Genomic DNA, 14063 nt, shown 5'->3' with positions numbered 1-14063 from the left:
GGGCCGCGGCATCACTGCGGATGTACGGCGCTCATTCCGTCGAGTAGCGCCTTGTGGAACGTATCGGGATCCTGGATTTGCGGCGCGTGTCCGAGCGCCGGGAATTCGACGAGCTGCGCGCCGGGGATCGCCGCCTGCGTGCGCTTCGCGAGTTCCGGGTAATGGCCGAGCTTCGCGTGCACGTCGGGCGGCGCGGCATCCTTGCCGATCGCGGTCGTGTCCTTGTCGCCGATCAGCAGCAGCGTCGGCACGCGGATCGCGCCGAGCTCGTAGACCACCGGTTGCGTGAAGATCATGTCGTAGAGCAACGCGGAGTTCCACGCGACCGCGTCGCGGCCCGGGCCGCGGTACATGCCGGCGAGCATCTGCACCCAGCGTTCGTACGACGGCGCCCATTTGCCCGCGTAATAGGTCGCCTGCTCGTAGCGGCGGATGCCGTCGGCGCTGGTCTTCAGCTCGCGTGCATACCAATAGTCGACGGACAGCGGCGGCACGCCGAGCGCCTTCCAGTCCTCCAGCCCGATCGGGTTCACCAGCACGAGCTGGTCGGTCGCCTTCGGATACATCAACGCGTAGCGCATCGCGAGCATCCCGCCCGTCGAATGGCCAACGAGCGTCGCCGACTTCACGCCGATCGATTCGAGCAGCGCGTGCGTGTTGCGCGCCAGTTGCTGAAAGCTGTACTGGTAGCGCTCGGGCTTCGACGATTTGCAGAAGCCGATCTGGTCCGGCGCGACCACGCGGTAGCCGGCACGGCTCAGCACGCCGATCGTGTCCTCCCAGGTCGCCGCGCAGAAGTTCTTCCCGTGCAGCAGCACGACCGTGCGGCCGTTCGGGTGCGCCGGCTGCACGTCGAGGTAGACCATCTCGAGCGTTTCGCGCTGCGACACGAACGCGTAGCGATGCTCGGGCTGCGGATAGGCGAAGCCTTCCAGGCGCGGGCCGTACGCGGGGCCGTCGTTGCCGGCGGGCGCCGGGACGGCGGCCGATGTCGCGCACGCAGCGGCGACACCCGCGCCGAGCACGGCGGCGCGGGCCAGGGACAACATCTTGCAAATCGAAGGCATGGCGATCACGGTAAGGGGAAACGCATACGGGCACACGGGCCTCGCGCCCCGCGATTCTACGCGGTCGCGCTGACGACGGCGCGCAACAGTCGGCCGTCGCACGACTTTCGCGCGCGCGACGATCTCGGGTATCGTGTGACGTGACCCTGAAACGCCTGCAGGCGGATCTCCATGAAAAACGTCCTCAGCATTCAGTCGCACGTCATCTACGGCCACGTGGGCAATAGCGCGGCCGTGTTCCCGATGCAGCGCCTCGGCGTCAACGTCTGGCCGCTCAACACGGTCCAGCTATCGAATCACATGCAGTACGGCCACTGGGCCGGCAGCGCGATCGATGCCGCGAAGATGGAGCAGCTCGTCGACGGCGTCGCGGCGATCGGCGCGCTCAAGCGCTGCGATGCGGTGCTGTCCGGCTTCGTCGGCTCGCCCGCGCAGGCGCGCGCGACGGTCGAAATCGTGCGCGCGGTGAAGGCGATGAACCCGAACGCATGGTACTTCTGCGATCCGGCGATGGGACAGACGGGCGGCATCCGGCCCGAACCCGGCGTCGAGGAATTCATCGTCCAGGAAATGCCGGCGCTCGCCGACGGCATGTCGCCGAACCACACCGAGCTGCAGAAGCTCGCCGGGCGGCGCATCGAGACCGTCGCCGAAGCGGTCGACGCGTGCCGCGCGCTGATCCGCCGCGGCCCCCGGATCATCCTCGTCAAGCACCTGCACGACCGCAACAGCCCGGCCGATCGCTTCAACATGCTCGCCGTCACCGAAACCGAAGCGTGGATCGGCCAGCGCCCGCTGTATGCGTTCCCGCGCCATCCGGTCGGGGTCGGCGACCTCACCAGCGCGATCTTCGTCGCTTGCCGGCTGCGCGGCGACTCGGTGCGCGGGGCGTTCGAGCACACGCTCGCGGCCGTGCACGCGGTCGTGAAGGCGACCTACGACGCGCGTCGCTACGAGCTCGAACTCGTCGCCGCGCAGGACGAAATCGCGCGGCCGAGCGAATGGTTCGGCGCCTGGGTGACCGACGCGTGACGCACGCGCGTCGCGATCGTCACCGCTGCCGCCCTTCTCAGCCTCCCGCCCTTCCCGCCGCTCTCCGTTCTTCCGGCGTGCGCTCCGCCGCCCGCCGCGTGCGTACCGGCCAGGCTCGCCCGCCGCGGCGCCTTCGTCGGCGCATGGCCGGCCGCGTGCAATCCGGCGCGCGTGCAAACGTTTCCGGACTTCACGGGAATGACACCGAATCCCGGCTATGCTCGCGTCGGCACGACCGTCGCAGCCGCATCCTGCGATCCGGGCGCGCCCGCTTTTTTGCGCATGTCCCGCCAACTGGCTCCCCCTTTATGCACGATAACGACCATGACCCGATCGAACCGTCGTGACTTCCTGCGCGTCGCCGCCGGCACCGCCGGCGCCGCCGCGCTGAATCTGTTTCCGCCCGTGATCCGCGATGCGCTCGCCATTCCCGCGAACCGCCGTACCGGCACGATCCGCGATATCGAACACATCGTGATCCTGATGCAGGAGAACCGCTCGTTCGACCATTACTTCGGCACGATGCGCGGTGTCCGCGGCTTCGGCGACCCGCGCCCGCTGCGCCTCGCGAACGGCAAGTCGGTGTTCCATCAGCCGGTCGGCCCGGCCGAGCTGCTGCCGTTCCACCCGGGCGCCGACAAGCTCGGCATGCAGTTCCTGCAAGATCTCCCGCACGGCTGGCAGGACATGCATGCCGCATGGAACAAGGGCCGCTACGACCAGTGGGTGCCGAACAAGGGCACCACGACGATGGCGTACCTGAAGCGCGACGACATTCCGTTCCACTATCAGCTCGCCGACGCGTTCACGATCTGCGACGCGTACCACTGCGCGATCCCGAGCTCGACCGACCCGAACCGCTACTACATGTGGACCGGCTACGTCGGCAACGACGGCACGGGCGGCGGCCCGGTGCTCGGCAACGAGGAAAAGGGCTACGGCTGGACGACCTATCCGGAAGTGCTCGAGCAGGCCGGCGTGTCGTGGAAGATCTACCAGGACGTCGGCACCGGCCTCGACGCGAACGGCTCGTGGGGCTGGACGCAGAACCCGTACATCGGCAACTACGGCGACAATGCGCTGCTCTACTTCAACCAGTACCGCACCGCACTGCCCGGCACGCCGCTGTACGACAAGGCGCGCACCGGCACCAACATCAGCGCCGGCGGCACGCTGTTCGACGTGCTGCAGCAGGACGTGAAGAACGGGACGCTGCCGCAGGTGTCGTGGATCTGCGCGCCGGAAGCGTATTCGGAGCATCCGAACTGGCCGGCCAACTACGGCGCGTGGTACATCGAGCAGGTGCTGAAGGTGCTCGTGTCGAATCCGGACGTGTGGAGCAAGACCGCGCTCTTCATCACCTACGACGAGAACGACGGCTTCTTCGATCATGTGCCGCCGCCGTTCGCGCCGCAGTCGCGCGACAACGGGCTGTCGACGGTCGCGACGACCAACGAGGTATTCGGCGGCGACGCGTCGCACATGGCCGGCCCGTACGGCCTCGGGCCGCGCGTGCCGATGCTCGTCGTTTCGCCGTGGACCAAGGGCGGCTGGGTCTGCTCGCAGACCTTCGATCACACGTCGCTGCTGCAATTCATCGAAGCGCGCTTCGGTGCGCAGTATCCGGTGACGGCCGCCAACGTGTCGCCGTGGCGACGCGCAGTATGCGGCGACCTGACCTCGGCGTTCGACTTCACGACTGCCGACGCGGCATGGCCGACCCTGCCCGACACGAGCGGCTACGCGCCGCCCGATCGTCTGCGCCACCCGGACTACATTCCGGTGCCGCCCGTCGCGCAGCAACTGCCGAAACAGGAACCGGGGCTGCGTCCGGCGCGCGCGCTGCCGTACGAGCTGTTCGTGCACGGCCGCGTCGAAGCCGCGAACGGCCAGTTCCGCCTCGCCTTCGCGAACACCGGCCGTGCGGGTGCCGCGTTCCAGGTGCAGTCGCGCAACCGCGCCGACGGCCCGTGGACGTACACGGTCGAAGCCGGCAAGCGGATCGCCGACACGTGGAGCGCCGCCGCGTCGCTCGGACTGTACGATCTCGACGTGTACGGACCGAACGGCTTCTACTGTCACTTCCGCGGCCCGTTCGCGACGGGCGCCGGCAGCGCGAACACGAACCCCGAGGTGATCTACGGCTATGACGTCGCGAACGGCAACATCACGCTGCGCCTGATGAACCGCGGCCACAAGGCCGTGCGGCTCAAGGTGACGAATGCGTACGGCCACGGCGGCGCGCGCACGTTCGAGCTTGCGCCGGGCGCGCACGTCGACGATTACTGGGATCTGCGCGGCAGCCACGGCTGGTACGACCTGACCGTCAGCGACGGCAGCCTCCTCGGCTTCTTGCGTCGCTTCGCGGGCCACGTCGAGACAGGCCGCCCGAGCACCAGCGACCCTGCCATCCGCACGAGCGCATCGCACGGCGCTCCCGAAGCGGCCGACGCCGCGTCGGACGCGCTGTCCGACTGACGACGGCGCACGGCGGCGCGGCCTCCTGCAAGGCCGCGCCGCCCGCCCCGCACCCGCTCCCGTCCGTTCGTGACGGGAAACTCCCGATACCGGCCGCCCGTGCACACGCGGAAGCTATGCGCAAATCCGCATCGAATGCGCGGCAAATTGCCAAGACCCGTGCATATCGGCGACCTATATATCGAGGCGATCGGGGCTCCTCGCAGAGCCTGACGGGAGAACGTTCCGGGAATCATCAGCATGCCGAGCTCCCCGCCCGATTAAGAGAAGCGGTCGAACCGCCCGCCCGTCGCACGTGTCCGGCCCGCCGGCCGCGTGCGGTACCCACCCGCTGGTGTAGAACAAGAGGAACGAACATGAAATTCCGTCATTCCCTGTTGTCGGTATCGGTCGTATCCGCAGTAGCCCTCCTCTCGCAACAGGCCGCGCAGGCCGCCGACGCGACCGACGTGAAAGTCGGCTTCGCGGCGCCCCTCACCGGCGTGAATGCCGGTTACGGCAAGGATCTGCAGAACGGCGTGCAGCTCGCGCTCGACGATGCCGTCGCGCAGAAGGTGCAGATCGCCGGCAAACCCGCGCACTTCAACCTCGTCGTGCAGGACGATCAGGCCGACCCGCGGATCGGCGTGCAGGCCGCGCAGGCGCTCGTCGATCAAAACGTGTCGGTGGTGGTCGGCCACTTCAATTCCGGCACGACGATTCCGGCGTCGGTGGTCTACGACAAGGCCGGCATTCCGGTCATCGACCCGGCCGCCACGAACCCGACGCTCACGTCGCGCGGGCTTGCGAACATGTTCATGGTGATCGCGACCGACGGCCAGAACGCGGGCAATGCAGGCAAGTACGCGGTCGATGTGACCAAGGCCAAGCGCATCGCGATCATCGACGATCGCACCGCGTTCGGCCAGGGCGAGGCGGACGAGTTCGAGAAGGCCGTGAAGGCGGCCGGCGGCAACATCATCGGCCGCGAGTTCACCAGCAACCAGGCGGTCGACTTCCGCGCGCAGATCACGAGCCTGAAGGGCAAGAACCCCGACCTGATCTTCTTCGGCGGCCTCGATTCGCTCGCCGCGAACTTCATCAAGCAGATGCGCCAGCTCGGGCTGAACGCGCAGTTCGTCGGCGGCGGCGGCGTGAAGGACAACGAGTTCATCAAGATCGCCGGCCCGGCCGCGGAAGGCGCGATGGCGTGGGAATACGGGCGCCCGCTCGACGAGCTGCCGCAGGGCAAGGATTTCGAGCAGCGTTTCAAGAAGCGCTTCGGTGTCGACGTGCTGTCGTACGCACAGTTCGGCTACGACGCCGCGTGGGCCGCGATCAAGGCGATGCAGGCCGCCAATTCGACCGATCCGAAGGTCTATCGCCCGGCGTTGAAGAAGATCGACTTCGAAGGCGTCACCGGCCGCATCTCGTTCGCGAACGACGGCTCGCTCAAGAGCGGGATGTCCACGCTGTACCAGGTGAAGAACGGCGCGTGGAAGACGATCGTGACGAAGGGAGGCTGATTGCGACGAGCCGGCGGCCCGGGTAGCCGGGCCTGTCGGCGCGGGCGGCGGTGCGAACACCGTCCGCCTGCGCCCGTATGACCCGCGAACGTGCGTGCTGCGCGCGACCCATGGCCGGCGGCAGGCCGCGCCAATCTCATACGATGACTGATGTTATGGCTGGCACGCTCTCGACGCGATGCGCGTGCCCCGGGGCGTGCCCACAGGGCTACCCTCCGGCCAATCGATCTTCCGATCAACCGCTCTTCGGGCAAGTCGCCCTCGCGCTCAGCTGGCCTGCGTGTCGCGCTCCGCTTCGGCGGCCTCGTGCGCGCGGCGCAGCCGCTCGCGGCTGTTGGTCAGATGCGTGCGCATCGCGGCGCGTGCGGCTTCCGGGTCGTGACGCGCAATCGCCTCGTAGATGTCCTCGTGCTCGTGATTCAGCCGGCCGACGTAGCGTTCGAGATCGTCACCGGCGAAGCGCGCCGAGTTCACCCGCGTGCGGGGGATGATCGATGCGCCGAGCTGCGTCATGATGTCGACGAAATAGCGGTTGCCGGTGGACTGCGCGATCTGCAGGTGGAACTGGAAGTCGAGCTGCGCGGTGTCGCGGCCGCCGCCGGCCCCCGACGCGATCGCGTCGAGCGCGCGCCGCAGCGCGGCCAGATCGGTGTCGTTCGCGCGCTGCGCGGCGAGGCTCGCGCATTCGCTTTCGAGGCTGATCCGCAATTCGAGCACTGCGAGCACGTCGCGCAGCGTCGTGATGGTCGCGGGATCGATGCCGAGCGTCTGGCGGCGCGACGGCTCGAGCACGAAGCTGCCGATGCCGTGGCGCGTCTCGATGAGGCCGCTCGCCTGCATACGCGAGATCGCTTCGCGCACGACCGTGCGGCTGACGCCCTGCGCCGCCATGACTTCGGTTTCGGTCGGCAGCTTGTCGCCGGGACGCAGCGTGCCGTTTTCGATCTGCGCGGTCAGCGCGTCGACGACATCTTGTGCGAGGCTGCGTGCGCGACGGCGCGGCGCTGCGGGAAGCGTGGGCACGGACATGAGGCCGGTTCCTTTCGAATGATCGTAATGTGAGCCGAGGGTTTACGCGGGGTTTGAGCGAACGCCGATGATTCATTATACTGCGTCACAAGTCATCCGACGACTGATGATCTCGACACGGATCTCCTGTCGACCTCGGCACACACGCTGTACGCACCGGGTCCCGTAGTCGCGATCGGCCCGCTCACGCGCTTCAGCACGCGAGCCGGTACCCGGTTTCGCGGTCGACCGAAATGCGCGTACGCGCTTGCTCCGGGCCACCGCGACACCGGCGTCGAGCTGGGTCGCCCCCCTGCGGATTGCTGTCGACCTGCTGGGCTAGCGCGCCGCGCACGTCGGTTGTCGAATGATCGCACCTCCCGCCGCGCGCGGCAAAGCTTTTGCCGCACGGCATCGCCCACTCTTTCGCCATCGCCGCCATGAACGCCGTCACTGCCTCGCCTTCCCACGACACGCCGCGCATCGTCGACCTGCAAGCCATTCCGGTCGCCGGCCACGACAGCATGCTGCTCAACCTGAGCGGCGCACACGGCCCGTTCTTTACCCGCAACCTCGTCATCCTCAAGGACAGCGCGGGCCGGACCGGCGTCGGCGAAGTGCCGGGCGGCGAAAGCATCCGCCGCACGCTCGACGACGCGCGTGCGCTCGTCGTCGGCCAGCCTGTCGGCAATTACCATGCGGTGCTCAACGACGTGCGGCGCACGTTCGCCGATCGCGACGCGAGCGGGCGCGGGCTGCAAACGTTCGACCTGCGCACCACGATCCATGCGGTCACCGCGCTCGAAGCCGCGTTGCTCGACTTGCTCGGCCAGCATCTCGGCGTGCCCGTGGCTGCGCTGCTCGGCGAGGGGCAGCAGCGCGAGCGCGTCGAGATGCTCGGCTACCTGTTCTACGTCGGCGATCGCACCCGGACGGCGCTGCCGTATCGCGACGGCCGCGGCGCGACCGACGACTGGACTCGCGTGCGCGACGAAGCCGCGCTGACGCCCGAGCAGGTCGTGCGACTCGCGGAAGCCGCGCATGCGCGCTACGGATTCAACGATTTCAAGCTGAAAGGCGGCGTGTTCGAAGGCGCGCGCGAGGTCGAGGCGGTGACGGCGCTCGCCGAGCGCTTCCCCAATGCCCGCGTGACGCTCGACCCGAACGGCGCATGGTCGCTCGACGAGGCCGTGCGGCTGTGCCGCGACCTGCACCACGTGCTCGCGTATGCGGAAGATCCGTGCGGCGCGGAAAACGGCTACTCGGGCCGCGAGGTGATGGCCGAGTTCCGCCGCGCGACCGGGCTGCCGACGGCGACCAATATGATCGCGACCGACTGGCGCCAGATGGGCCACGCGGTGCAGTTGCAGGCCGTCGACATCCCGCTCGCCGACCCCCACTTCTGGACGATGCAGGGCTCGGTGCGCGTCGCGCAGATGTGCCGCGACTGGGGCCTCACGTGGGGCTCGCATTCGAACAATCACTTCGACGTATCGCTCGCGATGTTCACGCATGTCGCCGCTGCGGCGCCCGGCCAGGTCACGGCCATCGACACGCACTGGATCTGGCAGGACGGCGAACGCCTGACGCGCGAGCCGCTGAAGATCGAGAACGGGCTTGTGGAGGTGCCGAAGCGGCCGGGTCTCGGCATCGACATCGACATGGATGCGGTCGCGCGTGCGCACGAGTTGTACAAGCAGCACGGGCTCGGCGCGCGCGACGACGCGGCGGCGATGCAGTATCTGATTCCGGGGTGGACGTTCAACAACAAGCGCCCGTGTCTCGTGCGCTGAGCGCGGCACGCGCGGGGCGGCGAATCCGCGCGGTCGGCGGCCGATGTGGAGCGCTTGCCTACGCGTCGGCCGCTACCCGGCCAGCCCGATGCCCCGCGCCATCCCCGACGCGGCGAACACGATGACCATCACGAGCAGTGCCTGCCAGTGGCCGATCCGTACGTAGGTTCGCGCACGGCCGAGATCGGGCATCTGCTGCTTGCGGGCGTCGATGCGCCAACGGATCAGCCCGAGCATCGGCACAATTTCGAGCAGCAGGATCAGCACCAGAGCGGTCATCTTCACGTGAAAGAGCGGCTCGTGAAGGTAATACGCCGAGCCTTTCTCGAAACCGCCGAATGCGCGCGTGAGCCCCGTCGCGATCAGGACCAGTGCAGACAGCCCCCACACTGCGTCGGCCTTGAACACGCCGGGCAGGTCGGCGGCCTGTGCCGATGCGATGACCCGGCGCAGCGCACGATTACGCCCCGCGATCGCCGCGAACGCGACGCCGAACGCCATCAAATGCACGGCCGCAAGCAACCAACGGACGATCATTGCGCCTCCTCGTTGCCTGCGCCACGCAGGCGAAATCAGACGATCTGCTTGAGCGCCGCGTCGAGCGCGAGCACCGCGACGCGATCGCCCTCGGTTGCGAGCGGCGTGCGCATCACGATCTGCCGGTTATGGCCGACGGCGGCGGGAGAATCCCACAGCAGTTCCACCTTCGGGCGCCGGAACAGGCTGCCGCGTCGCGGCGGCAAGGCAGCGGCCGGCTGCGCGACGGGCTCGCCCTGCCCGCCGCCAGCCGGGGCCGCCTGGCCGGGCCAGCGCACCGATAATTCGCGTGCGTCGTACTGGCCGACCTTGCGGCTTTCCATCCACACGATCGCGGTGCGCGTGAGCGTATCGAGCGAAATCGCGTAACGGCCGACCGCGAACCGGCGGGCGGCCACGTTGGTGCGCCACAGCGACCGCGGGCGGCACATCCATACGATTGCCCCATACAGTGCGGGGGCGGCGACGAGCCAGCCGTTGGTGGCCGTCACCGCGTGCAGTGCGCGACGCCAGCCGGCTGCCCACACGAATGCGCCGATCGACCACACGGCGAACAGGAAACCGATCAGCGCGAGTACGCGCAGCGCCTGCCGCAGCCACTGGGGCAGCGGATGGAACGGCCGTTCGGCACGCGCAGCGGCGCCCGGCAGCGCGAGCAGCAGGAAGATCAGGACCAGATAGACGAACGCCCACGGCGACGACACCATCGCCGACAGCGACGCGCGATAACCCATTTGCGACATCGAGAACAGCCAGCGCGCGAACAGCACGAGACCGATCGCGCGCAATGCGAAGATCACGCCGGCACCGGGGGCCGGCGCTGCACGCGTGGTTTTCGTTCTCGCCAAGACTGCTCTCCTCTCGATGATCGTGCGGGGCCGGATTTCACGGCACGGCCATTATAGGGACATTACCGTCTGGACAGACGCCCGGATCGCGCGGCGGACCGCTTCCGCGGCCGTTCGCGGCGCCGGGCGCGGCGAGAATACAACAGATCGGCGCCGCAGATGTGACAACGCCCCGCCGGGTACCCGGACGGGGCGTCGATGACGGCCTCGGCCGCAATGCGGCCGGCGGCCCGGCGTCAGCCTGCGTTGACTTCGCGCAGCACGGTGCGGCGCTTCTGGCGCAGCAGTTCCTCGTAGACCTTCACGTAGTTCTGCGCCATGACCTTCGACGAGAAGCGTGCTTCGAATGCAGCGCGGACCTTCTCGCGCGGCAGCGTATCGAGGCGCTTGAGCGCCGCGACGGCCGACAGTTCGTCTTCGACGACGAAGCCCGACACGCCGTTCTCGATCACTTCCGGCACCGAGCCGCGCTTGAACGCGATCACCGGCGTGCCGCACGCCATCGCCTCGATCATCACCAGGCCGAACGGCTCCGGCCAGTCGATCGGGAACAGCAGCGCGTGCGCGTTGCCCAGGAATTCGGTCTTTTCCGACTCGCTGATCTCACCGATGTACTCGACGTGCGGCAGCGCGAACAGCGGCTTGATCTTTTCTTCGTAGTAAGCGCGATCGGCCTTGTCGAGCTTCGCGGCGATCTTGATCGGCATGCCCGCCTGCTCGGCGATACGGATCGCGGTGTCGACGCGCTTTTCCGGCGAGATGCGGCCGAGGAACGCGAGGTAGCTCGGCTTAACGTTCGGGATCGGCGTCAGCAGGTTCTCCGGCAAGCCGTGATAGACGGTCGACAGCCAGTTCGCCTGCGGCAGCGGGATGCGCTGGTTGTCGGAGATCGACACGACCGGCACGTCGCTGAACGCATTGAAGATCGGCTGCAGTTCCGGCAGGTCGAGACGGCCGTGCATCGTCGTCAGATGCGGAACCGGCTGGCGCGAGAACAGCGAGAACGGATAGTAGTCGATGTGGCAGTGCAGCACGTCGAACTCTTCCGCGCGGCGGCGCACCTGCTCGAGGAGCAGCATGTGCGGGGCCATCACGTCGCGGATCGTCGGGTCGAGGCGCAGCGCCTGCGGCCAGCACGCTTCGAGCTTCGCGGACGTTTGCGAATCGCCGCTCGCGAAGAGCGTGACGTCATGCCCCATCTCGACGAGCGCTTCGGTCAGATAGGACACCACTCGCTCGGTCCCGCCGTAAAGCTTCGGGGGAACCGCTTCATGCAACGGAGCGATTTGGGCGATTCGCATGCGTAACTCCTAAAAAATCGGCTAAAAACCAGGTATGGGTCGGCAACCTGCCGCCGGTCCGGGCCGGATGGACTCGTCCGATGATCGGACGAATTACCTGCCAGGAGCGTCGAAACCCGCGCTGCTCAAGGAGCGTCGGCGACGCGACAGGCATAGAACGTTTGAAACGAAGACCCGTTGACAGGGGTTCGTAAAAACCTGGAATCGAACCCGGAGCCGATTATCTAGGGTTAATCCCGATACGGCGCGCGACATTTCAAACACTTTACTTTGTTACAAAGGTGCAACACTTTGCAACCCGCGGACTCGGGCGTCCGTTCTAGAGTGGAAGGCCCTTTTGGCGTTCCTTGTCATCTCGTCGCCGCCGGCATCGCGATTCCGGCGCATGCGGCAGGACGGGATGCCGGATTTTATCTCAAAATTGTCCGCGCACCGGCCTGATCCAGGCAAGATTCGCGCAGCGCAATGCACGGCGTTGTTTACAATGCCGGATTGTTCAGTCCGGGCGATTCGCCGGCCGCAACCCGGCCGACGCGCCCACTCACCGAATCACCGCACGCATATTTTGGAATCTCTCACCCCCGCCCAGCGCAACGCCCACAACGCGAAGCTGTCGAGCTACGCGCATCGGCCGATCGCGTTCCTGTTCCGCTACATCCGCCTGCATCCTGTCGCGCACCTGGTCGTGCTCTGCAGTGTGCTGGCCGCCGTCGGCTGCGCGCTCGGCTCGCAATACGCGATCAAGCACCTCATCGACGTGCTTGCGACCGGGCGCCATCATCCGGGCCCGCTGTGGAGCGCGTTCGCGCTGCTGGTCGGACTGATCGCAGCCGACAACCTGCTGTGGCGCGTCGGCGGCTGGGTCGCCGCGCACACGTTCGTCGCGGTCACCGGCGACCTGCGGCGCGATCTGTTCCAGTATCTGATCGGCCATTCGCCGACGTACTACTCGGAAAAACAGCCGGGCACGCTCGCCAGCCGCATCACCGCGACGTCGAACGCCGTCTATACGTCGGAGAACACGATGGCGTGGAACGTGCTGCCGCCGTGCATCGCGGTGCTGGGCGCGATCCTGATGATCATCGTCGTGAATCCGCTGATGGCCGCGGGCCTGCTCGGCTGTTCGGCCGTGCTCGCTATCGTGCTGTTCAAGCTCGCAGGACGCGGCTCCGCACGCCATCACGCGTTCGCGGCGAAGGCAGCCGCGGTCGACGGCGAGCTTGTCGACGTGATCGGCAACATGGGCCTCGTGCGCGCGTTCGGGATGACGCTGCGCGAGCAGAAGCGCTTCAGTGCGACGGTGAAGGCCGAGATGGACGCGCGCCAGCAAAGCCTGCTCTATCTCGAGAAGCTGCGCCTGCTGCACGCCGTGATCACCGCGATGCTGTCCGCCGGCCTGCTCGGCTGGGCGCTGTGGCTGTGGGACCAGGGCCGCGCGACGTCCGGCGATATCGTGCTCGTCAGCTCGCTCGGTTTCACGATCCTGCACGGCACGCGCGATCTCGCAGTCGCGCTCGTCGACGTCACGCAGCACATCGCCCGCCTGTCGGAAGCCGTGAAGACGCTGCTCGAGCCGCACGGAATGCCGGACCGCTCCGACGCGCAGCCGCTGTCGCCCAAGGGCGGACGCGTCGATTTCGAACGCGTGACGTTCGCGTATCCGCACCGTCGCGCGATCCTCGACCACTTCGACCTCCATATCGAGCCCGGCCAGCGTGTCGGCCTGATCGGCAAGTCCGGCGCCGGCAAATCGACGGTGCTCGCGCTGCTGCAGCGCTTCTACGACACGCAGGACGGCGCCGTGATGGTCGACGGCCAGGACGTGAAGTCGATCACGCAGGACAGCCTGCGCCAGGCGATCGCGCTCGTGCCGCAGGACATCTCGCTGCTGCACCGGACCATCTACGACAACATCGCATACGGTCGCCCGGACGCGACTCGCGACGAAGTGCTCGCCGCCGCGCGCGACGCCCGCTGCTCGGAGTTCATCGAGGCGATGCCGGAAGGTTATGACACGATCGTCGGCGACCGCGGCGTGAAGCTGTCCGGCGGCCAGCGCCAGCGCATCGCGATCGCGCGCGCGATCCTGAAGGACGCGCCGATTCTGCTGCTCGACGAAGCGACGTCGGCGCTCGACAGCGCGTCCGAAGAAGCGATCCAGAGTGCGCTCGACCGGCTGATGATCGGCCGCACGGTGATCGCGATCGCACACCGGCTGTCGACGCTGCGCAATTTCGACCGGATCATCGTGATGAGCAACGGCAAGGTGATCGACGACGGCAGCCCCGACGTGCTGCGCAGCCGCCCGGGCCTGTACCGCGACCTGCTCGCGAAACAGCAGGGCCGCCATCACGTGCCCGACGGTACCGCACCGAGCGGCGAACGCGTGGCATAACGTCGTGGCAATCGCAAACCGATAAAACCGCCGTCGTACTTCGCCAAACCGAACCCCAAAAGTTGGACGCCAACTTTTGGGGTTTTTTCATGGTACCGG

At 67.5% G+C, this 14063-nt stretch carries 10 protein-coding genes; 5 read left to right on the top strand and 5 right to left on the bottom strand.

Annotated features, from left to right (window positions below):
• Nucleotides 1–11: 11 nt before the first annotated feature.
• Nucleotides 12–1067 carry an alpha/beta hydrolase gene (locus KDW55_RS01855; protein ID WP_069241145.1) on the bottom strand — a complete coding sequence of 352 codons (1056 nt, stop codon included), beginning with the start codon at nt 1065–1067 and terminating at the stop codon, nt 12–14.
• Between the two features lie 171 nt (nt 1068–1238).
• Between KDW55_RS01855 and pdxY the strand changes: the two genes are divergently transcribed.
• The 3 genes from pdxY to KDW55_RS01840 all read left to right on the top strand — a co-directional run bounded on the left by pdxY (nt 1239) and on the right by KDW55_RS01840 (nt 6082).
• Entirely contained in the window at nt 1239–2099 is an 861-nt protein-coding gene (pdxY, locus tag KDW55_RS01850; RefSeq protein ID WP_040143796.1) for a pyridoxal kinase PdxY, read from the top strand.
• 324 nt (nt 2100–2423) lie between these two features.
• The gene (locus tag KDW55_RS01845) at nt 2424–4577 is read left to right on the top strand and encodes a phospholipase C, phosphocholine-specific (protein ID WP_069241144.1); all 2154 of its coding nucleotides are present in this window, start codon (nt 2424–2426) and stop codon (nt 4575–4577) included.
• A gap of 356 nt (nt 4578–4933) precedes the next feature.
• A complete protein-coding gene (locus tag KDW55_RS01840) occupies nt 4934–6082 on the top strand; it encodes a branched-chain amino acid ABC transporter substrate-binding protein (protein ID WP_040143794.1) in 1149 nt (382 codons plus the stop codon).
• Nucleotides 6083–6349: 267 nt separating this feature from the next.
• Here the strand turns inward: KDW55_RS01840 and KDW55_RS01835 are convergent, their stop codons facing one another.
• Nucleotides 6350–7111 (bottom strand): FadR/GntR family transcriptional regulator, encoded by a 762-nt coding sequence (locus KDW55_RS01835; RefSeq protein ID WP_040143793.1) that lies wholly within the window; start codon nt 7109–7111, stop codon nt 6350–6352.
• Nucleotides 7112–7530: 419 nt separating this feature from the next.
• Between KDW55_RS01835 and gudD the strand changes: the two genes are divergently transcribed.
• Nucleotides 7531–8883, top strand: a complete 1353-nt coding sequence (gene gudD, locus KDW55_RS01830) for a glucarate dehydratase (RefSeq protein ID WP_040143792.1) — start codon at nt 7531–7533, stop codon at nt 8881–8883.
• 72 nt (nt 8884–8955) lie between these two features.
• Here the strand turns inward: gudD and KDW55_RS01825 are convergent, their stop codons facing one another.
• The 3 genes from KDW55_RS01825 to KDW55_RS01815 form a co-directional block, all read right to left on the bottom strand.
• Nucleotides 8956–9420: a DUF2214 family protein gene (locus KDW55_RS01825; RefSeq protein WP_040143791.1), complete on the bottom strand. Its 465-nt coding sequence runs from the start codon at nt 9418–9420 to the stop codon at nt 8956–8958.
• A gap of 35 nt (nt 9421–9455) precedes the next feature.
• Complete coding sequence (locus KDW55_RS01820) at nt 9456–10268, bottom strand: hypothetical protein (RefSeq protein ID WP_212159859.1); 813 nt, start codon at nt 10266–10268, stop codon at nt 9456–9458.
• A 236-nt stretch (nt 10269–10504) separates the two neighbouring features.
• Nucleotides 10505–11569, bottom strand: a complete 1065-nt coding sequence (locus KDW55_RS01815) for a glycosyltransferase family 4 protein (RefSeq protein ID WP_040143789.1) — start codon at nt 11567–11569, stop codon at nt 10505–10507.
• 565 nt (nt 11570–12134) lie between these two features.
• Here KDW55_RS01815 and KDW55_RS01810 point away from each other — a divergent pair.
• On the top strand, nt 12135–13964 hold the full coding sequence (locus tag KDW55_RS01810; RefSeq protein WP_040143788.1) for an ABC transporter ATP-binding protein: 1830 nt from the start codon (nt 12135–12137) through the stop codon (nt 13962–13964).
• Nucleotides 13965–14063: the final 99 nt, after the last annotated feature.

The organism is Burkholderia sp. AU19243, assembly GCF_018148075.1.
Lineage (GTDB): Bacteria > Pseudomonadota > Gammaproteobacteria > Burkholderiales > Burkholderiaceae > Burkholderia > Burkholderia latens_A.
This window is presented reverse-complemented; position numbering and strand designations above follow the sequence as displayed.